Raw genomic sequence first — 25,742 nt, 5'->3', positions numbered from 1 at the left:
TCAATATGAGTTCAAATACAAAACGGTTTCCAGAAGGATTTTTATGGGGCGGCGCAGTTGCTGCCAACCAAGTGGAGGGTGCTTATAACGAGGGCGGAAAGGGGCTTTCGACAGCTGATGTATCACCGAACGGCATCATGTCTCCATTTGATGAATCAATGACTTCTTTGAATCTGTATCACACCGGAATTGATTTTTACCATCGTTATAAAGAGGACATTGCCTTGTTTGCAGAAATGGGATTTAAGGCGTTCCGCACATCAATAGCGTGGACAAGAATTTTTCCGAATGGCGATGAAGAGAAGCCAAATGAAGAAGGGCTCAAATTTTATGATGATCTGTTTGATGAGCTGTTAAAGCATCATATTGAGCCTGTCGTCACCATCTCTCATTATGAAATGCCGCTAGGTTTAGTGAAGAATTACGGCGGCTGGAAGAATCGCAAGGTCATAGAGTTTTACGAACGCTATGCCAAAACCGTTTTCAAGCGCTATCAACACAAAGTGAAGTATTGGATGACGTTCAATGAAATTAACGTAGTGCTCCATGCGCCGTTTACTGGCGGCGGCCTTGTCTTTGAAGAAGGAGAAAACAAATTAAACGCGATGTACCAGGCGGCACACCACCAATTTGTGGCCAGTGCTCTTGCCGTCAAAGCGGGTCACGAGATCATCCCTGATTCGAAAATCGGCTGTATGATTGCAGCTACGACAACCTACCCGATGACATCTAAGCCGGAGGACGTCTTCGCGGCACTGGAGAATGAGCGCAAAACACTTTTCTTCTCGGATGTGCAGGCAAGAGGCGCGTACCCGGGATATATGAAACGCTATCTGGCAGAAAACAATATTACGATTGAAATGGCTGAAGGCGATGAAGTGCTCTTGAAAGACCATACGGTAGATTACATTGGATTCAGCTACTACATGTCGATGGCGGCAAGCACTGATCCTAAAGATCTTGCAAAATCAGGGGGCAACCTGCTGGGCGGAGTCAAAAACCCTTATTTGAAATCATCGGAATGGGGCTGGCAGATTGACCCGAAAGGCTTGCGAATCACGCTCAACACCTTATACGATCGCTATCAGAAGCCTCTGTTTATCGTGGAAAACGGCCTGGGCGCTGTCGACAAGGTTGAGGATGACGGCACGATTCAGGACGATTACAGAATCAACTATCTGCGTGATCATTTAATTGAAGTGCGCGAAGCCATTGCGGACGGCGTTGAATTAATCGGATACACATCATGGGGGCCAATTGACCTTGTCAGCGCATCTACTGCGGAAATGAAAAAACGCTACGGCTTCATTTATGTGGACCGGGACAATGAAGGAAACGGAACATTAAACCGCATTAAGAAAAAAAGCTTCAGCTGGTATCAGCAGGTCATCGCTACAAACGGAGAAAGTCTCTGACAACTTTTTGAAAACGCATGCGCTTCAATTGACAATAAGAGGAAGCAGGCGGACAATAAAAGAGAAAGATGAACCACCCACAGTCCGAAAGGCGGGAAGAGCATGTTTAACAAAATGTTAGTTGCGATTGACGGATCAGACATGAGTGCAAAAGCGCTTGATGCCGCAGTGCATATGGCCAAAGAACAGCAGGCGGAACTAAGCATCCTTCATGTGGGGAGAGAAGCCGTCGTCACGACTTCTTCTCTGACGGGAATTGTCTATGTGCCTGAGCGTTTTATTGATGAAATCAGGAACGAGGTTAAAAAAGAAGGCCTAAAAATCCTTGAGAACGCAAAAGAAAAAGCAGCTGAGAACGGTGTTCAAGCTGAAATCATTTATGCGAATGGAGAGCCGGCGCATGAGATTCTGAATACAGCAAAAGAGAAAGGCGTCAGCCTGATCGTAGTCGGCAGCCGGGGCATCAGCGGCTTAAAAGAAATGATGCTTGGAAGTGTCAGCCATAAAGTGTCTCAATTATCAACTTGTCCGGTTTTAATTGTTCGATAGATAAAAATTCATCTGATATAGCGAATGGCCAGCATCCGAGACTTACTGTATTTAAATAGCTAGAAGAGAGTTTGCTTATTCACAATTTCGTAAACTGTTCATTAAACACAACCTTTAAAAAATTTGTTTTTATTAAAACAACAATATCCAAAAGAGGCGCTCCCTTGATCAGTAAGGGATGACGCCTCTATCTTGTTTGGTTTCAATTAGTACTAATATGTTTAGATGCCCCAATATACTTTCCAGTTTTCTATTCATTGTTGCTTTATATATCTTTATTTCTTTGATGATTTATTGGCCGGCGCAAACCAACCGAATAAAGCAATGGCCACTAATACGCCATAGAAGATTAGCGTCCAGGTGGTGCTGTGTGGAAAGTGATGGTCCAGGATTCCAATATCCTCATGGGCAAGGGTAATGACCACCAGTTTGACACCGACCCAGGCCACAATGGCATATGCGGTTGTTTCCAGTGCAGGGCGCTGATTAAGAAGCTTTACAAACCAAGTTGCTGCAAACTTAATCAGGATAAGGCCGGCAATCCCGCCTAGGACAACAACAATAAATTGTCCTCCATCCATGCCGCCGAAATCATCAAGCGGTGAATCCGGAAGCCCGAGAGCTAAAGCAACCGCAGCCAGAATCGAATCAATGGCAAAAGCGAGGTCCGCTAAAGCAATTTTCCCGACTGTGGGCCAGAAACCTTTCCCGGCAGTCTCCTCTTTGGCCTCCTCATGAATATTCTCACTTTTTTTCCCGAAACGGGCCTTAATCACATGCTTTAAGCCCAGGTATAGAAGATACGCTGCTCCTATCGCCTGAATCTGCCAGACATTTGCGATAAACGAAATGGCAAAAAGCGCCGCAAACCGGAAGGCAAATGCCATTATGATTCCATAATTTATCGCTTTTTTTTTCTGATCATTGGGTAAATGCTTGGCGATAACTGCCAATACAAGGGCATTGTCAGCCGATAGCAGTCCTTCTAATCCGATTAAGATTAACAATGTCCAGGCATATTCCAGCCAGATAGACTCCATTAACATCTTTCCTTTCTAAAACGTAAAGTGTGCCGTAAAAGTTTTGATATCAACAGTATTACCCTTCTCATTTATAGTTAACTCTATTGAGTAGGTTGGTATTTCTTGGGTTGCTTTTTTTTGCTAACAAAAAAATTACCCTGGAACAAAATGGGATACGAGTCTTTTTTGAACAGATATAGATGTAAAAAATCATCTGATCATTTCATCGTGCACCTGCAGCTTGAACCATAATGATCTCTCTCCTTAAAAAGCAAATGAGTTTTTGGGTCATTTCCTGTATGATAAAAATATGGAAAATGGAGGATGGGACGTAATGCTGAATTATATGAACAAACTATAGTATACAAGATTATGTAAAATTACCAAAATAAAAAAAGCAGAAATGTAAAATGGTGAAAAAATATAATGATTACTGGGGCAAATAGCGGAACGGCAATCAACTTTTCGGCAGTAAAATAATTTTTAGCGGACGGTTTTCGGGTCGTTGGAGTAGATATACGAATAATTGTCAGAATCTATAGTAAACAGTGAATGTCACATGGAAAAAGCAGACTTGTCTGATGTCCAGCAGGCAGAATCTTTGATACCAAAGCTTGAACAAAGCCAATTGATTCCGGACATCTTAATCAAAGCAGCAGAAATAAGGGAAATCACCCCTGTCCTAGAATGATCAGCCGAATCATTCAAATAGTCATATACATTAATCTCACAGCAGCCTTTATTCTTTCCCGGGACGCGGCAAAGCTGTGGTCTAAGCTAGGGAAACAAGGGTGTATAATCAACATCGCCTCTGTGTCCGGGCTGATGACAGAGCCTGCGCGGGCTGCCTATGTGTCTTCCAAGCATGCGGTCATCGGACTGACGAAGCAGCTCGCTATGGAATTCGGATCAAAGGGGATCAGGGTGAATAGCATTTCACCGGGCGTGATCCAAACAGAATTAACGAAAGAGTATTTTCAAGACGATGAAATGGTTCAGCTAATCAAAGATAACCTTGCCCTTCATACGTGGGGGCAGCCGAGTGATATTGTTTCCTGTATGAAGTATTTGGCTTCTGATGAGGCGCACTTTATTATAGGTTCAAACTTTGTCATAGACGGCGGCTGGACGGCCGGCAAGAAACTATAAAAAAGGGAAAAGCACCTTGCAGTTGGGGTGCTTTTCTCCCTATACATAACTGGAGGTAGAATACGCTTGATGCAGCAAGATCTCTCAATCACACCAAAACAAAAATCAACAGCCGTAATCAAAATGGTCATCTCTATGGTCATTTTCGGCTCCATTGGCTTTTTCTCAGAGCATACCAATCTCCCCTCATTTGAATTGGTATTTGTCCGCTGCCTATGCGCGACGCTATTTTTAAGCTTTTGCTGGCTGGCGTCCGGCCAGTATAAAACCGAAAAGTGGAGAAAGAGAGACGTGCTGCAAACATTGGCGTGCGGTTTCTTTCTTGTATTTAACTGGGTGTTCTTATTTAAGTCTTTTGAAGAAACGTCTGTCACGATTGCCATCTCCGTTTATCACCTAGCACCGGTGCTTGTTCTTCTCCTGGGGAGCATTATCTACAGAGAGAGATTGAATGTCATCTCCGTCAGCTCCATTATCATCTGCTTTCTGGGAACTGCGCTGATTTCCGGGATTAACGGCAGCACTTCATTGACACAGCTGATGGGATCAGGGATCATTTGGGCCGTTCTCGCCGCACTGTTTTATGCGTTCACCACTTTATTGGGGAAAGGCATACAAAACCTCAGCCCTTACACGACCACGTTCTTGCAAACTGGTTTGGGGGTCATCATCCTGATTCCGTTTATTCACTTCGGCGCTTTTGCCGACCTGTCTCAAGGGAACTGGATCATGGTGGTGTCTACCGGTATCATCCATACGGGTATTGTCTATTTGCTTTTTTTTGACAGTTTGCGATTTTTATCAACGAAATTTATTTCAATTATTGTTTTCCTCGACCCAGCTGTTGCGATCGTGCTCGATACCGTCTTCACAGGTTTCCGTCCAGACCTCTATCAAACTCTAGGCATCGCGATGATCTTTGCGGGCATGGCCTTGACGCTTGTCAGGAGGCAGGGAAAGGCGGATGTGGTGGCTGAGGGTAAGGATATGGAACAAATTCAATAATGATAGAAAGAATGCAAAAAGGCCTAATTGGCCTTTTTTTTGATTTAGGTCAATTGACTCTCGCTATTCCTTAAAATAACATAAACTTTCTAGAAAAATATTGTAATAATATTTCGGTGTAGTTAAGATTATTTAGTGAATATTACTTTTGTTACAAAAGGAGAGAGGAAATGAAAAAAAGAAAGAGGCGGACCTTTAAAAGGTTCATTGCAGCATTTTTAGTGTTGGCTCTTATGATTTCATTATTGCCAGCAGATGTAGTGGCAAAAACGTCAGAAGAAGAGGCGAAAAATCGTGTCGCGGCTCCTGACCCAGAAGAAACTCTTCGGAATGAACAAACTGAGGAAGCCGTACCTTTTGATCCGAAAGATATAAACAAAGAGGGAGAGATCACCTCAGAAAGAACTGAAAATACAAAGCTTTATTATGAAGGCGACGGTGTTTATAAACAGGAAGTATATCTTGACCCTATTCATACAAAGGAAACACCGAATGCTGACTGGGAAGACATTTCCCCTGAGTTAAAAGAGTCAACAAGCAAACAAGTCGAGACAGAGAATGCCATTTTGAATTCAGATTTTCAAAAGCAAATGAGGAACGGGCTTTATGCGACTTTTGAGCACAATGACCAAAAGGTTACATATTCACTTGTAGAAGCGAAAGGCCCAAACAAAACTTCACTTACTCCGAAAGATACCTCAGCAGATTATAAGACTGATAGTAATGAGATTGTATATCCGGATGTGTTTCCGAATATTGATCTTCAGACTTTCACATTCAATGAAAACATAAAAGAAGATTTAGTCCTTCATCAGTATGATGGATACAACACATTTACATTTCAGGTAAAAACCGATTTGCAGGCTAAAGAACAAGAGGATGGATCCATTGATTTTTCTGACGAAAAAGGCAAAGTTGTTTTTTCTGTGCCTAAGCCTTTTATGACGGATTCAAAGTTAGATGAGCTTTCCGGCGAGGTTGAAAGGTCGGATAAAGTCAGCTATAAGCTGGAAAAGAATGAAGAAGGGTATTTGCTTCACCTCACAGCAGACGAGAACTGGCTGAAGGACCCGGAACGCGTATATCCAGTATCTATCGACCCGTCAACATCTTTATCTGTTTCATCAGATACGTTTGTCATGAGTGCCTATCCGACAACGAACTATTCGGTGTCCTCGCAAAAATGGGATGCAAATTTAAAGTCTTATGTGCTGAAAACGGGCTACTATGACAAAACAACAGGCACAAACTATGCGTTCATGAAATTTAACAACCTAAAACCGATTCAAAATATGACTGTCACCAAAGCGACATTAAAAACATACGTCGCCCATTCCTATTATGGAACAAAGGCAACCGGTCTTTGGCTGGATACAGTCAACAGCAATTATGATAATGCAAAAGTGACATGGAATACAAAACCGGCATCTAAAAATATCGGAAAAGCCGACGTCCATAAAGGACAGTGGGCGAGTTATGACGTGACTGCTGCTGTAAAGTCATGGAACTCCGGCGGGGCCAACTATGGGTTTAAGCTTCATACAAACGGAAACGGCAAGGAATATTGGAAAAAACTGATTTCCTCAGCGAACTCCGCCAATAAACCGTATATTGAAGTGACGTATACCATACCAAAGGGAAACACACCTACAATTAAGGCCTATCATAATGGCGATTCCACTGGTTATTTTGATATCAGCTGGAAAAAGGTTGAAGGCGCAAAAGGATATAAGGTATGGATTTACAATGGTAAAGAATATCAAGCGATTTCTGCAGGCAACGTCACGTCGTGGAGCACTAAAGGAAAAAAGATCTGGCCTACGAGCGCAGAAATTGCTTCCAAGCGATATAAACTGCATGTGGACGGCAAGGACGGGGCTGAATTGGCACTAGACCCATCCCCGGTCTATAAGAATTCCGGCGGAAGCTATCCCACAAGCAAAAACTATTGGATTGGCGTCAGTGCGATATTTGATCAGGGAGAAGGAGCGATGTCCGCACCGGCAAAGCCCGTTATCCCTAATGTAGGAAAAGCACAAGCACCATCAACAAAGGGCTACAATAATGGGAATGCCACAGGATACTTTGATCTTTCTTGGAAAGCTGTATCAGGTGCATCCGGCTATAAAGTTCAGGTGTTCAATGGGAAAGGCTTTGAGACACTTGATCTGGGAAATCAGACGTCTTGGACAACCAAGGGGAAAAAGATTTGGCCGACAAGTGCTGAAATGAAAGCGGGAAAATATGCTCTTCATCTAAAGGATGGAAACGGAGCAGAGCTGCCGATCAATCCTGGCCCAACTTATAAAAACGCTGGGGGAGACGGAGCCAAAAAAAATTACTCGTTTAAATTGATCGCATACAACAAAGACGGAGAAGCCATTGCATCACCGGCTGCCAACCCGACACTTCCTGATATCGCTAAGCCAAAGAATTTAACTGGCTATTTGTATACAAACACAAAGTCGAGTCAAACGGGATATGTGAATTTGATATGGGAAAAGGTTCAAAATGCGAAAGGCTATAAAGTTAACATCTACAACGGTAAAGAATATCAGTCCTTTGATGTGGGTGATGCGGATCATTGGACAACCCAAAATAAAAACATCTGGCCGACTTCTGAGGAAATCAAAGCTGGAAGCTATAAGCTGCATACCGATGGAAAAGGCGGGGAATTAGCCCTCGATCCATCACCTGTCTATAACAATGCAAATGGGAATTACAAAGGGAAGAAGAATTATTCTTTCACGCTTGTCGCTTATGATGCGAATGGTGAAACGATTCCGACAGCGCCCTTTAACCCAACGTTCCATGAAGGCGCAGAATTCCTTGGGACAGAAGAATACTGGTCTATCATTGATATCCCAAGCGGCCAGTTAAATGGTGCGACAGGCAATGTGATTGTGAATGAAGAAGACCAATCAATTGACGGGCGCGGACCGGGACTTGGCTTATCGAGAACCTACAACAGTCTTGACAGCTCTGATCACTTATTTGGACAAGGCTGGTATGCTGATGCAGAAACATCTGTCATCTCAACGGATGGCGGGGCAATGTATATCGATGAAGACGCTACGACACATCGATTTACTAAAAAAGCCGATGGCACGTATCAGCCGCCTACCGGTGTATATCTTGAATTAACAGAAACAGCTGATCAGTTCATTTTAAAAACAAAGGATCAAACAAACGCTTATTTCAATAAAAAAGGCGGCAAGCTTCAAAAGGTAGTAGATGGCCACAACAATGCAACCGTCTACACTTACAATGACAAGAATCAACTGACAGCCATTACAGATGCATCGGGCCGCAAGCTCACATTCACATATGATGAAAATGGCCATGTGACTTCCATCACCGGACCTAAGAATAAGAAAGTCACCTACTCATATGAGAATGATTTGCTGAAGAAAGTCACGGATACAGATGGGACTGTCACAAGCTATGACTATGATGGCGAAGGGCGTCTTGTCAAACAATATTCAGCCAACAGTACCGAAGCAAAGCCTGTCTTTACCGAATATCAGTATAGCGGACACCGTCTCGAAAAAGCGATCAACGCTAAAAAAGAAACATATGTCTATAGCTATGATGCTGATAAAAAGACGCTTCTCATGACACAGCCGAATGGCCGGAAGGTACAGTACGGCTATAATGAAGCGGGAAATCCGATTCAGGTGATTGATGATGCGGAAGGGCTAAAAATTACAACGAATACAAAGTATGAAGGCAACAATGTCGTAGAAGATGTAGATCCAAACGACGTCGGAACAGGAAAAGCAACGGAAAGCTATCAATATGACAAAGATGGCAACGTTACGTCTGTTAAAGACGCATATGGAACTGAGACATACGAATACAACAAAAACAACGATGTAACAAAGATGAAGGATACCGAGGGCAATGTCACGAATATTGCCTATGACGGACTAGATGCTGTATCCGAAACCGATCAGAGCGGAAAATCATCTTCAGCAGCCGTTTATGATAAATACGGAAATCAGATTCAATCCAGCAAAGAGTTATCAGCCTCAACCAATATCCTGAAAGATGGAAGCTTTGAAGCGCAAAAATCGGGCTGGAATCTGACCGCATCTAAAGACAGCGGCAAAATCTCAGTCATCGCCGATAAAAGCGGAGTTCTTTCTGGATCAAAGGCTTTGGAAGTCTTGAGTCAATCAACGTCTGCCGGAACAGATCATGGGTATTCGTCAGCAACACAAACAGTTGAGCTGGAGCCGAATACAACCTATACATTAAGCGGGAAAATCAAAACAGATCTAGCGAAATCAAGAGCCTACTTTAACATTGATTTGCGAGACAAAGATCAAAAACGAATTCAATGGATTCACAATGAATACAGTGCATTAGCCGGAAAAAATGACTGGACAAAACGGCAAATCACTTTTACGACTCCTGCGAATGCAGGAAAAGCTGTTGTGTATATGGAAGTGGATCATAAAGATAAAGATGGCAAAGGGAAAGCATGGTTTGATGAAGTTCAGCTGGAAAAAGGCGAAGTATCGTCAAGCTATAACCCAGTTCAGAACAGCAGTTTCACAGCAGCAACGGAAAACTGGAGCGCAAGCGGGGCATCCGTTGATTCTGAAGAAGGCTTTAATGATGATGTATCATTAAAAGCTGCCCGGACCAGTGCGTCCCAAGCCGGATCAGTCACAAAACAAACCGTTGTCTTAGGGCAAAGCGCAAATGACAAACCGGTTTATCTCACACTGACAGGCATGTCGAAAGCAAGCAGTGTCAAGTTCACAGATGAAAAAGACTATTCTCTGCAGGCTAATGTCACTTACTCGGACGGCAGCACAGGCGTATACAATGCGAAATTCCCTTCTGGAACACAGGAATGGAACCGCGCAGCTGTTGTTATACCAAAAACAAAGCCGATCAATAAAGTCGATATCAGCATACTGTTCCAAAAGAGCGCAACAGGAACCGCGTGGTTTGATGATATCCGCCTGATTGAAGGGAGCCTTCTGACAAAAAGCACGTATGACAGTAATGGTAACTATGTGACCAAGGAAGAGGACGAACTAGGTTACGCCACTTCAACTGATTACGATGAAACTGGTAAGAAAACAGCTGAAACGGATGCAAAAGGTGAAAAAACAACCTATACGTATGATCAGGCAGACCAACTGACAAACATGACGCTCTCCAACGGCACTTCTATCCTTCACAGCTATGATAAGGAAGGCAATGAGGTAAGCAAAACCATCCGGGCGGGAGCAGATCAAACCTATAAATACGAATATGATGTGATGGGCAAGCTTGTCAAAACAACTGACCCTCTGGGCAATGTGCTAGCAAGCGAATATGATGCCAACAGCAACCTGACCAAAACCATTTCACCGAATGGCAACGAAGTGTCTCTTTCCTATGATGGAACAGACCGGGTGAAATCAAAGTCGTATAACGGTACAGAAAAGTACAATTTCACGTATGACAAAAATGGAAATGAAACATCGGTCGTCAATAAAGAGCAGAACACCACAAAGAAACGGACATTTGACAACAAAAACCGTTTAACCGAATTGACCGACCGCGGCGGCAGCCAAACTTGGACATATCCTAGTGACTCCGATAAGCTGAAAACCTTCTCGTGGAGCCATGGGGATCAAAAAGGAACGAATCAATTTACGTATAACAAACTGGATCAAATGATTGAGATGAAAGACAGTACATCTTCATATTCATTTGATTATGATGAAAATGGCAACGTCCAAACCTTTATTACAGGCAACGGCGGCGGAACAAGTTTTTCTTATGACGAAAGAAACCTTGTAAGCTCGCTGCATATCGGTGACAAAAACGGCGGAAGCATTCTGACGGAAAGCTATGAATATGATGCCAACGGCAATCGCACCACGATAAACAGCTCTGCAAGCGGCAAGGTGCAATACGAGTATGGAAAGCTGAATCAGCTCGTCAAAGAAACCCATGAAGACGGTACTGTCATTGAATACACATACGATGGATTCGGGAACCGGAAAACCGTTACAACTGTAAAAGCCGGTTCAAGCAAAACGGTGAACGCTTCCTTCAACATCATGAACCAGCTGACAAAAGTCAATGATGAAAGCATCTCTTACGATAAAAACGGCAACCGCACATCTGACGGAAAATTCACATATACGTGGGATGCAGAAGATAACCTGACCGCCGTTACAAAAAAAGGCGAAGACAAGCCATTCGCAACATATAAGTATGATGAAAAAGGAAACAGAATCCAAAAAACCGTCAACGGAAAAGTCACGAACTATTTCTACGATGGAGACAGCCTTAACGTCTTGTATGAAACAGACGCAGACAACAAAGTCACAAAATCGTACACATACGGTGACAGCGGCCAGCTGTTATCCTACACGGAGAATGGCAAGAAATATTTCTATCATTACAACGCACACGGAGACGTCATCGCGATCTCAGACAGCAGTGGAAAAACTGTTGCCACATATCAGTACGACGCATGGGGATATCCAACAAAAACCGAAGCAAGCGAAGAAGTAAAGGACAACCGCTACCGCTACGCAGGCTACCAATACGACGAAGAAACCGGCCTGTACTATCTCATGGCCCGCTACTACGAGCCAAGAAACGGCGTGTTTTTATCGCTCGACCCAGACCCGGGCAGTGACGGTGATTCATTGGATCAGAATGGGTATGCTTATGGAAATAATAACCCGGTGATGAATGTTGATCCGGATGGGCATTGGGTTTGGCTTGTGGTAAATGCCGGATTTGCAGCCTATGATGGATATAAGGCATATAAATCAGGTAAAGGGTGGAAAGGTGCTGCTTGGGCAGCTGCTTCTAACTTTGGGCCTGGGAAGATATTTAAGGGTGCTAAGAGGGTTTATAGTTTTGCAAAAATTGCAGGCAGACAAGGAAAACAAGCTAAGTTAAAATCTTTATTAAAGGATCCTAAACAACCTAGGCATGTTAGAGGGTGGATAAAAAATGAAATCAGGCATAAAAAATACAAAAATAGGAAATCTATACGTGTCCCAAAAGGATATGAACTAGCTCACAAAAGAGGGTATGAGGCAAGAAAAGGTTCGAGCTATAAGCATTCTAATTTACAAGTAATAAGAAATCATAGGTTGCAGCATTTTCATGATGGTTACGGTAAAGGTAGAAAAAATAAAAGTACTCGATGGAAATATAGAAGATAATAAGGAGAATAAAAAATGAATGAAAAAGAACTTGAAATGACGTTAAGGTTAGATCCTAATAAAAGATATCGCTATTTTATTAAGAAAGTTGTTGATTATGAAGAAGTCTGGTCATTAAGTAATGAGAAAGGATGGGTTACATCTGAAGACGATAATGGAAAAATACAACTTCATTTTTGGCCAACAAAAGAGCATGCCAAATATTGTGCAATTGAGAATTGGAAAGATACAAACCCGGAATCAATAAGTTTAGAGGATTTTGTAGAGAACTGGCTTCCTGGTATGCTTGAAGATAAAGTCGGCATTTCTATTTTTTTTAATAATAATGATTCAATTTCAATACCAATTCCTCAAGTTCACTCTGATATCGAGGATGAATTAGAAAACTATTAATTAAACACTTTTTAAGACAGACAATCTTCGCTCTCTCTTAATTTAATTAACTGTGAAAGGAGTTTTTCTATCAATAACTAAAAAAGGTAGTGTTTTATGAAAAAATATCTGAAAAACTAAATGGATATCATAAAAAGTATATTAAAAAAGATAAGGCAAGAGGTTTTGCCTACCAATTCGCTGATGTAGGGCAAAGCCGCGATTTGTTGGAAGCAGTCTTATCAAATTCTATTGAATGTATATTGCGCGAAAATTCACGGTGAATAGCAAAAAGGAAACTGAACAGTTATTAAAAGAAACCATTTTTATCTGGGGTTTTAGAGCATAAATGATATTGTCTATCTATTTCATACACATAGTGTTGAAGTGGGAGCTATCAAGAGTACCCTGAAAGAAATTGCGCATCTAGACTGTTTATTAATTTTATTGAATTTGAAGGTCAATTACTTTCTATTAGCTTTATTTTGCAAGGACCATCCTCTTAGTAACTTTGAATACGTGGTGATCAATTTAACCGCGATAAAGCTAATAGAATGCATAATTAAAATCAAAAGCGAGATTGATTTTAAGGACTCTCATGTACTTATTTGTTTTCAACAGATGATTTAATGATTGGATAAAAGGTATATACTTTTTCGGCTTGATGAGAATTTATGATTATCATCAAGCCCCTTTTATATACGGATTTGTTGGTATATAAACAGAGATTAGTCAGGAGAGGAAGAATGTACAAAACAATTGAACAATGGATAGATTATATTGACGGGGGTTGCAATGTTTTAAAGGTCGATTATCAGTTCTTTAAAAAAGAACTCTTACTTGAGATTCAGGTTGTTCAAAATAAAGCTGAATATACACATAATATTATATTTCAAAATGTAGCTTCTGTTTATTTTAATGGAGGTGATGGGGATATTCGATTGGAAAGGGCTATTCCGGAGGAGTTCAATTGGCAAATTTTCGAGATTAGTTATCATCCGGAAGGAATCGGAAACCTATCAAATCCTGTAATTCCAGAGTATCAATCAAATGCAAATTTTCTCATTGACATAAACAGAAGATTGATAGCTGTAGAGGCTGAGTCTGTTTCTTTTGATTCAAAACAATTTTATGCGTATAAGGTTAACGAGTAAGAAAACATATCTCACCCTTTCTAATCTGGGAGCATAACCAATGAAAAAATTAAAAATGAATAAAATCATCAACACGGACACCCAAGGTTGTTTTTTCCATGCTGATACACAGGGGCGTGTCTACATTGGAAAAGGTGAGAAAGGTGATATCACTGTTTCAATCTATGATCCTTCCGGTGATGTTCGGGATTTTAAAGTGAAAGAGCAGATTGCATATAGCGATATTCAGCTCTTCCAACAATGTGCAGATGGCTATGTCTTCGTTTATTATGAATCGTACGTGCCGAAGGTAAAGGTTTTTTCAGAAGAGGGAAGAGTGAAAAGTGCTTTTCACTTGCCTTCAGGGGTTTCCTGCTGTCTTTTGGATGAGAAACAAAACCTTTGGGTCGGTTTAAATGATGAAGGGATTTATCAAGATGAAAATCCTGACGGGCATAGTGTTTGGTGTTTTACTTTGGATGGTAAGCAGAAGGAAATACACATAGATAGAAAGCTTGAAGAAATGGAAGCGCCGGGTGTAGTTGATTGTTATGGACTTGCAGAAAAAGACGGATTGATTTATTTGCTGTATTACGGAGATGCAGTCATCGCCGCATTTGATGAAACGGATGTGAGACGGGTGTGGATTCTGTCGGATGAAGCACCTAAATCAGAAGCATTTGATCAGCTTACAGTGTCTAAAGAAGGTTTTTGGATCGGGACGGTCAACTGTTACAGGACAGACCTTAAGCCGTCTCTATATTTGATTTCTACCGATGTGAGTCAAGAGATGGAAGAGATAACATGCTGTGACTCGAACGGTGAAGCTCTAGACGTTCAACAGCTGAAACTGACAAGTAACGCTGTTTACGCAGTGAACTCTTCTGGTATTTATAAGAAGGATATCCAATAAGGTGTTGATGAGATTATGATGAATTGGCGCGCTTTAAGTCAGACAAAACTAGACCGCATCTGGTCAGAAGTGAATCAGCTCATAAAATGGAAGCCCGGAAGCAGATGTCATCACATCATCCCGCCTGATCCATATCGAGTGTTAGCGCGATGAGCAGTAAAGCCAGTAATGATGATGTGGTCAGAGGGCTGAATGATTTAGGAAACTTCGATTTTAAAAGCATTTCAATCATGTACTGGAAAACACGATATGATGTACGCATTAGACTGGCAGCATGACAGATATATCTTTAGCCCTCATCAGTCAATGCCTAAGGATGAATTTGGCGAATGGCCTGTTCCGGTATTTCCAAACGGAGACTATTATTTCTTCTTTCATCAGGACATCTCTTGGGAGACCCGTGGAAACGTACAATCACTGTATTTGGTGAAGAGCGGTTGGAGGCGATAGATAACTATCCGCCTATCCTGTTTCAAAATAGATGAGTTTGTCATTGAACATGTGTCTTTCATAATGTAAGTGAGTATGAAGCATAGGGAAGCCATCAACGGAGGAATCGAAATTGGCAGATGAGTCGAGTATTTCAGGAGCTACTCCTATTTTGTTTCAGCATATTAAGAAATGGCGTTTTTATCGGGAAACAGATAACGTTCTTGGTGCCATTTATACGATTGAGTTAGCAGCTGTTTATCATTCACGTACGATTGTTGTCATATTCAAAGACGTTTCAGCCGTTACGATACGAGAAATCGAAACCCTATCGGATCTATCAGATGGACTTCTCCATATTGAAACGCAGCCGCAAGGTATGTATCTTGTGGAAGAATGGGAAGAGCAGACATTCCGCTTTTATTGCCGGCAATATGAGGTGAGGGAAGTTGAACAGGGTGAGGAGAGGATCAACGTGCTTCAAAAGCTGAGAAAGAGGCAGCAAGAGCTTGAAGAAAAGCCGTACCCTGATGAATTGTATGGCTTTGAAGCGGAAATCTATGAGTTTTTTATGCTTGTTGCTGGCAGTTTGGGTTATGTGCTGGCGAATAAAAGGATGCCCCAGCATCAGCGGCGTTCGTTGGAGAAAAGTTTTTTTGAGCTGTATCCTGTCATCCCGCCGGATATGATCAAAAACGATACTGATTTGTATCATCACATTCTCTTGTATGAGCAAGTCAGACAAGAGATTTGCGCTGCGCTATCCAACTGATAAGGAGAATTTTATGGAAAAAACCTCTATAAGCAGTATTGGCAATTTGGACATGATCGAGCTTAAGCCTGACCAAACCGTTATGTCATGCGAACTTGAAGATGCTGAGTCTTTTAATCGTTTTTGGCAAGGGCTTGCCTGTGAGCGAATCATGATACAGGTGATAACGGGTGGTTCATTTATAGAAGACCTGTCAGAGTTTTTCAAAGGCTATGCTTATAAAGTGACGAAGCTGGCGAAAAGGCAATTTCATTTCCAATGCGTAGTACATGAAACAGGCCGGGGCATTGCAGATTTTCTCTTTCTGCTAGCTTCCATCAATGATGATGTTTTTCTGATCACTGATCCTCAACCGGATAAAAACTATTTTTCCGAAGGCAAACTCCAGTGCCTAACGGACTCAGGCGAACGGATCATGTGGTTTGAATACGATGCTGCGGAGATCTATATGGTTGGAGGTAACTAATAATAGGGGGAATTCACTTGAATATCATACAATACGAGAAATTGAAACAGCATCTTTCTGATGCGGATACAGGTCCATTTACATTAAACGAGTTTTCTTTCTATATGAAAGCAGATGATCGTTATATTCATATTCCTGTGTTTGAATTAAAACTATCAGCTCAAACCTGTGACATTCATTTGCGGTTTGAAAACATTAGTGCATCAAAGCTGGATGACCTTGAATCCATCGATGCGGTTGAGTTGGAGATTGAACCGACTGACGATCAATGGGAAAGACTCCGTTATTATGTGTATGATCAAGAAGGCCAGATGAGTTTCTATTGCGGAGGGTGGGATCTAATCAAGTGTGACAAGAAGTCACACTGATTTTCCCCACTTTCCAAGCGTTCTTGCTTTTGTTGCCGCATATGTCACGAGAAACGGGATAGTCACAATCAGAAAAAACAAAGGCACCCAATTTGATAATCCGGTTACATAATGGAGTGTAATGGACAAGAGAGTCAGGAAACTCAAGGTGCAGGTGACGTTTCGAACGTCTTTTTCGCTTCTTTTATATTTCTCTCTCATGGTAGATTGATCACTGTATATCGGTGAAGTCCCGGGCTCAGCCGAAAAGATATGCATACCTTGTGAAGAGCAAACACGCTCCCATCCGGCCGCTTCAAACATCTCAGTGTATTCCGCCAAACTTTCTTCCTCAATATCATGATAATCAATACTGTAGATCAATTTCCGCGGCTCAGCTTTTCTAAGCTTATACCCCATAACCGCAAATGAATCGAGCAACCAGCCTTTGCTGGCCATATCACTGAGTTTCTTCATATCTTTTTCTTCTGAAAAAGCCAAGCCTTCGGACATCATATATTTTTTCTGTTTCATGATGAATCCCCTTTCAATTGCTGAAAAGCGCGTTCGCCGTGTTCAGCCATCACTATTCTGCGCTGAATTTCTTTTTTGAGTAGTTCTTGGCCGTGCAAGGTGGTTTGGTACACTTTGCGGCGCGGGTTGTCATTGTTGACTAGCTCAATGATCTCTTCTTGCAGTAATTTCTTTAACAATGTATATAAGGTAGCCGGACCGATCGTAAAGGAGTCATCGGTCATGTCCTCAATCTCCTGCATGATCGAATATCCGTGTTTTGGCTCCAGCAAGGTTAAGACAATATAATAGGCTGGATCGGTAAGCTGATCCATTTCCTGCGGACGCTGCTTTGGCAAGCGGTCACCTCATTTCTTATATCAACTAATGGTATATCACTTATTGATATAATAAAATCTTCCTTTTTGTTTGTCAACGCAATTTTTTTCTCCCTTCAGTCATCATAAAGAAACAATCACCGAGTATGCATTAATGTATACGTTTTCATAGAGGGGGAGTCTTGATGAAAAAATGGATGGCAGCGGTTTTTATGATGATGTTAATGATGTGTTTTGGCGGGATTGAGAGTGTGAAGGCGTCAGAGCCGAAGGTATATCAGTTTGACTTTGGAAGCGGTTCAATGGAGCCTGATTATATTGGCGTCAGGGCGTCTGATCGGTATGACCGGTCAAAGGGCTACGGTTTTCAGACACCGGAGAATATGAAGGATGTGGCGGCGTCCGGGACTGGTGTGAAAAGTGATGCGGTTCAGTTTTTGGCGTATGGGACGAAAAGCGACAACACGTTTAACGTGGATCTTCCGAAGGGTCTTTATGAGGTGAAGGTGACGCTTGGCAATACGGCGAGGGCAAGTGTGGCGGCGGAGGGGGTGTTTCAGGTCATCAATATGACGGGAGACGGTGCGGAGGATACGTTTCAAATTCCTGTCACCGACGGGCAGCTGAATCTGCTGGTGACAGAAGGCAAGGCGGGTACCGCTTTTACGCTCAGCGCCCTGAAGATCAAGAAGTTGTCTGATCAGCCGGTGACGAACCGAACCATTTATGTCGGCGGCGATTCGACGGTGTGCAATTATTATCCGCTCAACAGCAGCAAGCAGGCGGGCTGGGGGCAGATGCTGCCTCACTATATTGACAAACACACCTTTCAAGTGAGAAACATGGCGTCTGGCGGGCAGATCGCGAGAGGGTTTCGAAATGACGGTCAGCTCGAGGCGATCTTGAAGTACATCAAACCGGGTGATTATTTTATCTTGCAGCTGGGCATTAATGACACAAATCCGAAGCATAATGAATCTGAAGCGGAATTTAAGGAGATTATGCGTGATATGATCCGCCAGGTGAAAGCAAAGGGTGCGGAGGTCATCCTATCAACACCTCAGGGCCGGGCGACCGACTTTACATCTGAAGGCATCCATTCGTCTGTAAACCGATGGTACAGGGCTTCTATTTTGGCTTTGGCCGAAGAGGAGAAAACGCACCTCATTGACTTAAATGTCCTCAGCTCGGCTTACTTTACATCAATCGGCCCTGAAAAAACACTGGCGCTATATATGGATGGAGATACGCTGCATCCAAACCGCGCGGGGGCTGACGCACTGGCGCGGTTAGCCGTTCAGGAGTTGAAACGTCAGGGAATTGAAGGATTTTAATACGTCATTTTTCGACAAAACACATATGCCTGCGTGAATTAGCGTATAATGAGAACATCTGCAAGAGACAGGAGTTTATACATGAGTCATTTTAAAAACTATCAAATCAGTCATGACATTTTACGAGCATTAGAAGGACTGGGATATACAGAACCGACCAAGGTGCAGCAGAGCGTGATCCCTGCTGCCCTTGAACGAAAGGATCTTGTCGTCAAATCACAGACGGGAAGCGGGAAAACGGCTTCGTTTGGGATTCCTCTCTGTGAGCTGGCGGATTGGGATGAAAACAAGCCGCAGGCGCTTATTTTAACTCCGACCCGTGAGCTTGCGGTGCAAGTAAAAGAGGATATCACGAACATCGGACGATTTAAACGAATCAAAGCGACAGCCGTGTTTGGAAAATCATCTTTTGATAAACAAAAAGCCGAGCTGAAGCAAAAAAGCCATATCGTTGTCGGTACGCCAGGCCGCGTTCTGGATCATATCGAAAAGGGCACGCTGCCGTTAGACCGTCTTTCCTATTTAATCATTGATGAGGCGGATGAGATGCTGAATATGGGCTTTATCGAGCAGGTGGAGGCGATTATCAAGCATCTTCCGGTTGAGCGCACGACGATGCTGTTTTCAGCGACGCTGCCGGAGGATATTGAGAAATTGAGCCGTCAATATATGCAAAACCCGGAGCATATCGAAATCAAAGCGGCCGGCCTCACCACAAGGAATATTGAACATGCGGTGATTCAAGTAAGAGAAGAGAATAAGTTTTCTTTGCTGAAAGATGTGCTGATAACCGAGAATCCCGACAGCTGCATCATTTTCTGCCGAACGAAAGAGCACGTCAATCAGCTGACCGATGAATTGGATGACTTAGGATATCCATGCGATAAAATTCACGGCGGAATGATTCAGGAAGACCGCTTCGACGTCATGAATGAATTTAAACGAGGCGAGTACCGGTACCTAGTCGCGACAGATGTCGCCGCGCGCGGGATTGATATTGAAAATATCTCCCTTGTCATTAACTATGATCTGCCGCTTGAAAAGGAAAGCTACGTCCACCGCACGGGCCGGACGGGGCGCGCAGGGAACAAAGGAAAGGCCATTTCGTTTGTCACAGCCTTCGAAAAAAGGTTTTTAGCTGACATTGAAGAATATATCGGGTTTGAGATTCAAAACATAGAAGCCCCTTCTCAAGAAGAAGTGGAAAAGAAGAAACCTGAATTTCTATCTAAATTGAATGACCGTCCGGAATTCAAAAAGGACAAAAGCGAAGAGCTGAATAAAGACATTATGAAACTGTATTTTAACGGCGGAAAGAAAAAGAAAATCAGAGCCGTTGATTTTGTAGGGACGATTGCCAAAATTGATGGTGTGTCAGCTGATGACATCGGCATTATCACGATCATGGACAACGCCTCTTACGTGGAAATTTTAAACGGAAAAGGCCCTCATGTTCTCAAAGCAATGAAGAATACAACCGTCAAAGGGAAAAAACTCAAGGTGAATAAAGCGAATAAATGATGAAATGACCTGCTCCCGGTTAAAGGGGCAGGTCATTTTGATGCTGGCTGACATCGGCACAGTTCTCTTCCGGCACAAAGGCGAGGATGACGATTCCGATCACAAACAAAATGATCAGGCTGAACACCGCAGTCGAGGATTTCCCTGTCAGCTGGGCAGTAACGGCGATGAGCAGCGGCCCCATAATCGAGGCGAATTTCCCGAAAATGTTGTAGAAGCCGAAGAATTCATTGGCGTGGCGCTTTGGCACCAGCTTGGCGAAATATGAACGGCTGAGGGCTTGAATGCCGCCCTGCGAGGTGGCGACAAGCATGGCCAGTATCCAGAAATCAAGCGTTGTCTCCAGAAAATAGGCGTACACGCAGACAATCATATAAATAACAATCCCAACGTACAGCATTGTTTTTCCCGTAAAGCGTTCTGCCAGTTTTCCGTATACAATGGAAAACGGCGCGGCGACGACCTGGGTGACAAACAAGATGATCAGGAGGCTTGTGGGGCTGATCCCTAAATCAGATCCATAGGATGTCGACATCGTAATAATCGTGCCGACTCCATCGATATAAAAGAAATACGCAAGCAAAAAGAGGAACAGCGCCCGGTATTGCCTAATCCGTTTCATCGTTTGGCCAAGCCGCTTAAAGCTGTTGATGACAATATGAGGTTCTCTTTTGATGTAATAGCGCTGATGGACATGTTTCAGCATCGGGATGGTAAACAGCCCCCACCAGGCAGCCGTTATGAAAAAGGACAGCTGGCTTGCGGCCGATACAGACATCGGAATCGTTTCTGCTTGTGCAAGCAGGATGACAGCAATGCTGATGATAAATGGAATCGTGCTTCCTATGTAGCCTAAGCCAAAACCCCGTGCAGAGACGATATTCATCCGTTTTTCTGAAGTGACGTCAACGAGAAAGGCATCATAAAACACGTTGGCGCCGGAAAAACCGATAGCCGATATCGTATAAATCAGCAACAAAAGCAGCCAATGTTCACTCGGGATAAAGGCGAGCATCGCGGTGCTGGCGACACCGGCTGACACAAAGAAACCGAAGAACTTTTTCTTGCATCCTTCATAGTCGGCGATCGTGCCTAAAATCGGCCCGAGCATGGCGAGAATAAACGTTGAAATCGCAATGGTATAACCCAAATAGGCAGTCGATTGGGCAGCGCTGACACCGCTTTCTGCAACTGCTGATTTATAAAATAACGGAAACACCGCGGTGGTTACGACAATCGAGTAAGCAGAATTTGCCCAGTCATATAACACCCAGCTGTTTTCTTGTTTCGTAAAACGTTTCATCATCAGCGCCCTCCTCCGGTAACGATACTTCTATTGTACGAGAAATAGGCCTGAAAAGAATGGGATCAACGTCAATTTTTACAAAATGTTTATGTTTTTTTGCTGCGAATCATACTTTTGATTTATTGCTAGGTATGGGTGTATCTGGTACCATTTATCTATATTTTGACGAATTTTCCAGTAGAGGTGCAGCAGAGAGGAGACAGAGCATGAGGCGAATAGGCTTATGTATAAGCCTGCTGGTCACAGTTCTCGCGATGAGCGCATGCGAAAGTGAAACTCAGACATTTGCAGACCGTGATCAAAAGACGGTAAAACAAACCGCAGCCAAACCGATGAGCAATAAGAAAAAGCAGGACTTTCGGACCCTTCCAAGCGATATGCAGCTGGCCATTGTTTTCAGCTCCATGATGCGTGTAAGCGAAGTATTTGATTATGGAATCGGCAATCCTGAATACTTCGTACGGAGCAGCATGACTGAAGAAGAAGCAGACATTGCGAAGGAGAACCTTGAATCGATTCAATTTGAAAATAAACAGCTCAAAAAACAAAACAGCGAGGCATTCGCTTTGCTTCAAAAAACCCGCAATCAAGAAATGAGCCGCAATGAAATGCAGCAGCTTAAAGAAAATAGAGCCGCTTTTTTTGAGGTCACAGAACGTATGATCAAACTCATCAGCCGAGTCACACCAAAAAACGCAAATAAGACAAGACAGCAGCTGGATCAGTTGAAAAAACAATATACACAATACAGCGCCGAAAGCGTCAAAATCATGAACAGCATTGTCAAAAAGCAGAAAGTTGACAAGGCATCATTTGAACGCCATCTGGAGGCGCTGCTTCAAAAACAGCCCGGGCAGCCGGTGCTGAGTGAATTGAATTGACCTGTTCCCGTCTTTCCCTGATGATATTGACCTAGTACAAAAAGAATGTACAATCAAGGTATAGTCTGTTCTTAGTTGATTGGAGGGACATGTCATGAAAATTGCGAAGGTGATCAACAATAATGTGATCAGCGTGGTCAATGAGCAGGGAAAAGAATTGGTCATCATGGGCAGGGGGCTCGCGTTCCAGAAAAAGTCTGGAGATGATGTCGATGAAGCTCGCATTGAAAAGGTGTTCACGCTCGATAACAAGGATGTATCTGAAAAATTCAAAACCCTTTTGTATGATATACCGATCGAGTGTATGGAAGTATCTGAAGAGATTATCAGCTATGCGAAATTACAGCTCGGCAAAAAGCTCAACGACAGCATCTATGTGTCACTGACCGATCATATTAACTTTGCCATCCAGCGCAATCAGAAAGGGCTTGATATCAAAAACGCCTTGCTGTGGGAAACAAAGCGGCTGTACAAAGACGAATTTGAAATCGGCAAAGAAGCGCTGCACATGGTGAAAAACAAGACTGGCGTGTCTCTGCCGGAGGATGAAGCAGGCTTTATAGCCCTGCATATCGTAAATGCCGAGCTAAACGAAGAGATGCCTAATATCATCAACATTACAAAAGTCATGCAAGAGATTTTGAGTATCGTAAAATACCATTTTAAGATTGAATTCAACGAAGAATCGCTTCACTATTATCGGTTCGTCACTCATTTAAAGTTTTTTGCGCAGCGTCTATTTAACGGCACATACATGGAAAGCCAGGACGATTTTTTGCTGGATACGGTGAAAGGAAAGTACCATCGCGCGTATGAATGCACGAAGAAAATCCAAACATACATTGAGCGGGAGTATGATCACAAGCTCACCAGTGACGAGTTGCTGTATTTAACGATTCACATAGAAAGGGTCGTCAAACAAACATAATGAAAGCGTTGACATTTTCATTTTCTTGTGTTAGTTTTTTCTTACATTCACATATGATGATGTTAGGATTGTTACTGATAAGCAGGCAAAACCTAAATTACAATGAGTGCGGAAGATCTCTGTCTGTGCTGATGGTAATTTAGGTTTTTATTTTTTTCAGAGGGATGGTGATGGTGGCGTTTTACAGAAAAAACGAATGATGGCGTTTCATAGGATTGTTACTGGCCAGGCAGGCAAAACCTAAACTACTTGTTCCTATTGCGATAGGGGTAGTTTAGGTTTTTTATTTTTTAGCAGAAGGGATGAGAGGAAAATGGGGATTCAAGCGGCGGCAAAAAATATACTACAGCTGGTTGGCGGGGAAGAAAATGTGCGTTCCCTTGTACATTGTGCGACACGCCTGCGTTTTACGCTGAACGACCGGTCGAAAGCAAATAAAGATAAAATCGAAGCTTTGGATGATGTCGTAACTGTAGTGGAAAGCGGCGGGCAGTTTCAAGTTGTGGTCGGCAATCACATTTCAGAGGTGTATCAAGAGATTGGAAAAATGTCTAATTTGCTGAATGATGACCGTGATGAACGTTCTGCCCAGAAAGGGAATCTGTTCGGACGGCTGGTTGATATCGTATCGAGCATTTTTACACCTTTGCTTGGCGTGATGGCGGGCGCGGGAATTTTAAAGGGCCTGCTGATGATATGTACAAATGCCGGCTGGCTCAAAACAGAGGAAACCACTTATACGATACTGTATGCCGCTGCGGACAGCCTGTTTTACTTTTTGCCGCTCTTGCTGGCCATTACCGCTGCCCGGAAATTTGGCGCGAATCTATTTGTTTCTGTCACAGTTGCGGGTGCGCTTATCTATCCAACGATCATTGAGTTGAAGAATGGAAATGCGGAAACAGACTTTTTCGGTATTCCAGTCGTGTTAATGAACTATACGTCAACTGTGATACCGATCATTCTGGCGATCTTAATGATGAGTTATGTTGAGAAGTCTTTGAACCGGATGATTCATGATAGTGTGAAAACCTTCATTACCCCGCTGATTTGTCTGGTAACCATTGTGCCGCTCACATTAATTGTATTCGGCCCGGTTGGCGTAAACGCGGGAAATGCCATCGCGTCTGCGATTCTGGCCATCTTCAGCTTTAACCCAATGCTGGCCGGCGCTGTGATCGCGGCACTCTGGCAGATTCTTGTCATCTTCGGCATTCACTGGGGGATTGTGCCGGTCATTTTAAATAACATTGCGGTCAATGGGCAGGATTCGATCAAACCGGCTACAGCGGCAGCAGTGTTTGCACAAACGGGAGCTGCTGTGGGTGTCATGCTGAAAACGAAAAACAAAAAATTAAAGGCGCTTGCCGGTTCCGCCGCTGTCACAGGGATTTTCGGCATTACAGAACCGGCCGTGTACGGCGTGACGCTCAGGCTGAAAAAACCTTTTGTATGCGGCGTCATTAGTGCTGCTGTTGGCGGTGCGATTATCGGACAGGCTCACAGCGTGGCCATCGCATCTGGCGCACCCGGACTATTGACGATCCCGATTTTCTACGGACAGGGCTTTGCCGGTTTTATCTTGGGAATCTCGGTATCTTTTATTCTATCAATCATCCTCACGTATATTGTCGGGTTTGAAGACCCCGCGGAACAAACAGAAATCAAAGCCGAAACACCTGCACCCTCAGTCCGCCGGGAAGAGATCAGCAGCCCGTTAGAAGGAAAAGTGGTTCCGCTAACAGAAGTGAAGGATAAAGTGTTTGCATCTGAGACACTCGGAAAAGGGATAGCGATTTTACCGGAAAAAGGCAGACTCGTTGCACCAGCGGATGGCGTAATATCAACCGTTTTCCCGACGGGCCATGCATTCGGCATGGTTACCGATCAGGAAACGGAAATCCTCATTCACCTCGGATTTGATACGGTGAAGCTGGAGGGTAAGCACTTTTATCCTAAAGTAGTGCAGGGACAAGCGGTTAAACAAGGTGATTTGCTTGCTGAATTTGACCTGGATGACTTACTAAAAGCGGGGTTTGATATGAATACGCCAATCGTCATCACAAACACAGATCAATATACTGACGTCATTCAAACAGACCAAAAGCAAGTCAAAATAGAGGAAAGAATCTTTTCTTTAATCTAAAACCATGGGA

At 43.1% G+C, this 25,742-nt stretch carries 20 protein-coding genes and 3 pseudogenes; 19 read left to right on the top strand and 4 right to left on the bottom strand.

The genetic code is table 11. The features are described from left to right. Positions 1 to 5: 5 nt before the first annotated feature. Both bglH and M0696_RS20015 read left to right on the top strand, forming a co-directional pair. Positions 6 to 1,415 carry an aryl-phospho-beta-d-glucosidase gene (gene bglH, locus M0696_RS20020; RefSeq protein WP_222142339.1) on the top strand — a complete coding sequence of 470 codons (1,410 nt, stop codon included), beginning with the start codon at positions 6 to 8 and terminating at the stop codon, positions 1,413 to 1,415. Positions 1,416 to 1,517: 102 nt separating this feature from the next. Further along, a complete protein-coding gene (locus tag M0696_RS20015; RefSeq protein WP_222142338.1) occupies positions 1,518 to 1,964 on the top strand; it encodes a universal stress protein in 447 nt (148 codons plus the stop codon). Between the two features lie 275 nt (positions 1,965 to 2,239). Here the strand turns inward: M0696_RS20015 and M0696_RS20010 are convergent, their stop codons facing one another. Beyond that, entirely contained in the window at positions 2,240 to 3,004 is a 765-nt protein-coding gene (locus M0696_RS20010) for a TerC family protein (RefSeq protein ID WP_222142337.1), read from the bottom strand. A 541-nt stretch (positions 3,005 to 3,545) separates the two neighbouring features. Here M0696_RS20010 and M0696_RS21030 point away from each other — a divergent pair. The 12 genes and pseudogenes from M0696_RS21030 to M0696_RS19955 form a co-directional block, all read left to right on the top strand. After that, entirely contained in the window at positions 3,546 to 3,677 is a 132-nt protein-coding gene (locus M0696_RS21030) for a hypothetical protein (protein ID WP_282707821.1), read from the top strand. Beyond that, positions 3,674 to 4,135 carry an SDR family NAD(P)-dependent oxidoreductase gene (locus M0696_RS20005; protein ID WP_248602333.1) on the top strand — a complete coding sequence of 154 codons (462 nt, stop codon included), beginning with the start codon at positions 3,674 to 3,676 and terminating at the stop codon, positions 4,133 to 4,135. The genes M0696_RS21030 and M0696_RS20005 overlap by 4 nt, the downstream gene beginning before the upstream one ends. A 69-nt stretch (positions 4,136 to 4,204) precedes the next feature. Next, a complete protein-coding gene (locus M0696_RS20000; RefSeq protein WP_222142467.1) occupies positions 4,205 to 5,140 on the top strand; it encodes a DMT family transporter in 936 nt (311 codons plus the stop codon). Between the two features lie 170 nt (positions 5,141 to 5,310). Then, positions 5,311 to 12,333, top strand: a complete 7,023-nt coding sequence (locus tag M0696_RS19995; RefSeq protein WP_248602332.1) for a DNRLRE domain-containing protein — start codon at positions 5,311 to 5,313, stop codon at positions 12,331 to 12,333. Positions 12,334 to 12,348: 15 nt separating this feature from the next. Next, a complete protein-coding gene (locus M0696_RS19990) occupies positions 12,349 to 12,726 on the top strand; it encodes a DUF2750 domain-containing protein (RefSeq protein ID WP_248602331.1) in 378 nt (125 codons plus the stop codon). 725 nt (positions 12,727 to 13,451) lie between these two features. Further along, positions 13,452 to 13,859 (top strand): YxiG family protein, encoded by a 408-nt coding sequence (locus tag M0696_RS19985; protein WP_088884222.1) that lies wholly within the window; start codon positions 13,452 to 13,454, stop codon positions 13,857 to 13,859. 40 nt (positions 13,860 to 13,899) lie between these two features. After that, positions 13,900 to 14,226: pseudogene (locus M0696_RS19980) on the top strand (DNA-binding protein); the annotation flags it as partial. Between the two features lie 39 nt (positions 14,227 to 14,265). After that, complete coding sequence (locus tag M0696_RS19975) at positions 14,266 to 14,751, top strand: hypothetical protein (protein ID WP_248602791.1); 486 nt, start codon at positions 14,266 to 14,268, stop codon at positions 14,749 to 14,751. A gap of 15 nt (positions 14,752 to 14,766) precedes the next feature. Next, positions 14,767 to 15,236: pseudogene (locus M0696_RS19970) on the top strand (DUF2716 domain-containing protein). Positions 15,237 to 15,655: 419 nt separating this feature from the next. Further along, the gene (locus M0696_RS19965; protein ID WP_166854565.1) at positions 15,656 to 15,952 is read left to right on the top strand and encodes a YxiJ family protein; all 297 of its coding nucleotides are present in this window, start codon (positions 15,656 to 15,658) and stop codon (positions 15,950 to 15,952) included. 13 nt (positions 15,953 to 15,965) lie between these two features. Then, positions 15,966 to 16,418 carry a hypothetical protein gene (locus M0696_RS19960; protein ID WP_166846639.1) on the top strand — a complete coding sequence of 151 codons (453 nt, stop codon included), beginning with the start codon at positions 15,966 to 15,968 and terminating at the stop codon, positions 16,416 to 16,418. 17 nt (positions 16,419 to 16,435) lie between these two features. Beyond that, positions 16,436 to 16,564 (top strand): annotated as a pseudogene (locus M0696_RS19955) (hypothetical protein); the annotation flags it as partial. Between the two features lie 213 nt (positions 16,565 to 16,777). Here the strand turns inward: M0696_RS19955 and M0696_RS19950 are convergent. After that, the gene (locus M0696_RS19950; protein WP_222142327.1) at positions 16,778 to 17,299 is read right to left on the bottom strand and encodes a DUF2812 domain-containing protein; all 522 of its coding nucleotides are present in this window, start codon (positions 17,297 to 17,299) and stop codon (positions 16,778 to 16,780) included. Further along, positions 17,296 to 17,637 (bottom strand): helix-turn-helix transcriptional regulator, encoded by a 342-nt coding sequence (locus tag M0696_RS19945; protein WP_222142326.1) that lies wholly within the window; start codon positions 17,635 to 17,637, stop codon positions 17,296 to 17,298. Before M0696_RS19945 ends, M0696_RS19950 begins: the two co-directional genes overlap by 4 nt. Before the next feature lie 164 nt (positions 17,638 to 17,801). Here M0696_RS19945 and M0696_RS19940 point away from each other — a divergent pair, with 164 nt between their 5' ends. Then, positions 17,802 to 18,950, top strand: a complete 1,149-nt coding sequence (locus tag M0696_RS19940) for a rhamnogalacturonan acetylesterase (RefSeq protein WP_222142325.1) — start codon at positions 17,802 to 17,804, stop codon at positions 18,948 to 18,950. Positions 18,951 to 19,031: 81 nt separating this feature from the next. Beyond that, on the top strand, positions 19,032 to 20,471 hold the full coding sequence (gene dbpA / locus M0696_RS19935; protein WP_222142324.1) for an ATP-dependent RNA helicase DbpA: 1,440 nt from the start codon (positions 19,032 to 19,034) through the stop codon (positions 20,469 to 20,471). 19 nt (positions 20,472 to 20,490) lie between these two features. On the opposite strand, the gene M0696_RS19930 is transcribed toward dbpA, so the two are convergent. After that, on the bottom strand, positions 20,491 to 21,777 hold the full coding sequence (locus M0696_RS19930) for an MFS transporter (RefSeq protein WP_166846668.1): 1,287 nt from the start codon (positions 21,775 to 21,777) through the stop codon (positions 20,491 to 20,493). A 206-nt stretch (positions 21,778 to 21,983) separates the two neighbouring features. Here M0696_RS19930 and M0696_RS19925 point away from each other — a divergent pair, with 206 nt between their 5' ends. From M0696_RS19925 to M0696_RS19915, 3 genes are all read left to right on the top strand, one after another. After that, complete coding sequence (locus M0696_RS19925; protein ID WP_166846671.1) at positions 21,984 to 22,658, top strand: hypothetical protein; 675 nt, start codon at positions 21,984 to 21,986, stop codon at positions 22,656 to 22,658. Between the two features lie 94 nt (positions 22,659 to 22,752). Then, positions 22,753 to 23,586 (top strand): transcriptional antiterminator LicT, encoded by an 834-nt coding sequence (gene licT / locus M0696_RS19920; RefSeq protein ID WP_166846689.1) that lies wholly within the window; start codon positions 22,753 to 22,755, stop codon positions 23,584 to 23,586. A gap of 313 nt (positions 23,587 to 23,899) precedes the next feature. Next, positions 23,900 to 25,732, top strand: a complete 1,833-nt coding sequence (locus M0696_RS19915; protein ID WP_248602330.1) for a beta-glucoside-specific PTS transporter subunit IIABC — start codon at positions 23,900 to 23,902, stop codon at positions 25,730 to 25,732. The last annotated feature ends 10 nt before the right edge of the window (positions 25,733 to 25,742 follow it).

This window comes from Bacillus rugosus, from assembly GCF_023238245.1.
Lineage (GTDB): Bacteria > Bacillota > Bacilli > Bacillales > Bacillaceae > Bacillus > Bacillus rugosus.
The sequence above is the reverse complement of the archived record's forward strand: the minus strand, read 5'-3'. Positions and strand labels throughout refer to the sequence as shown.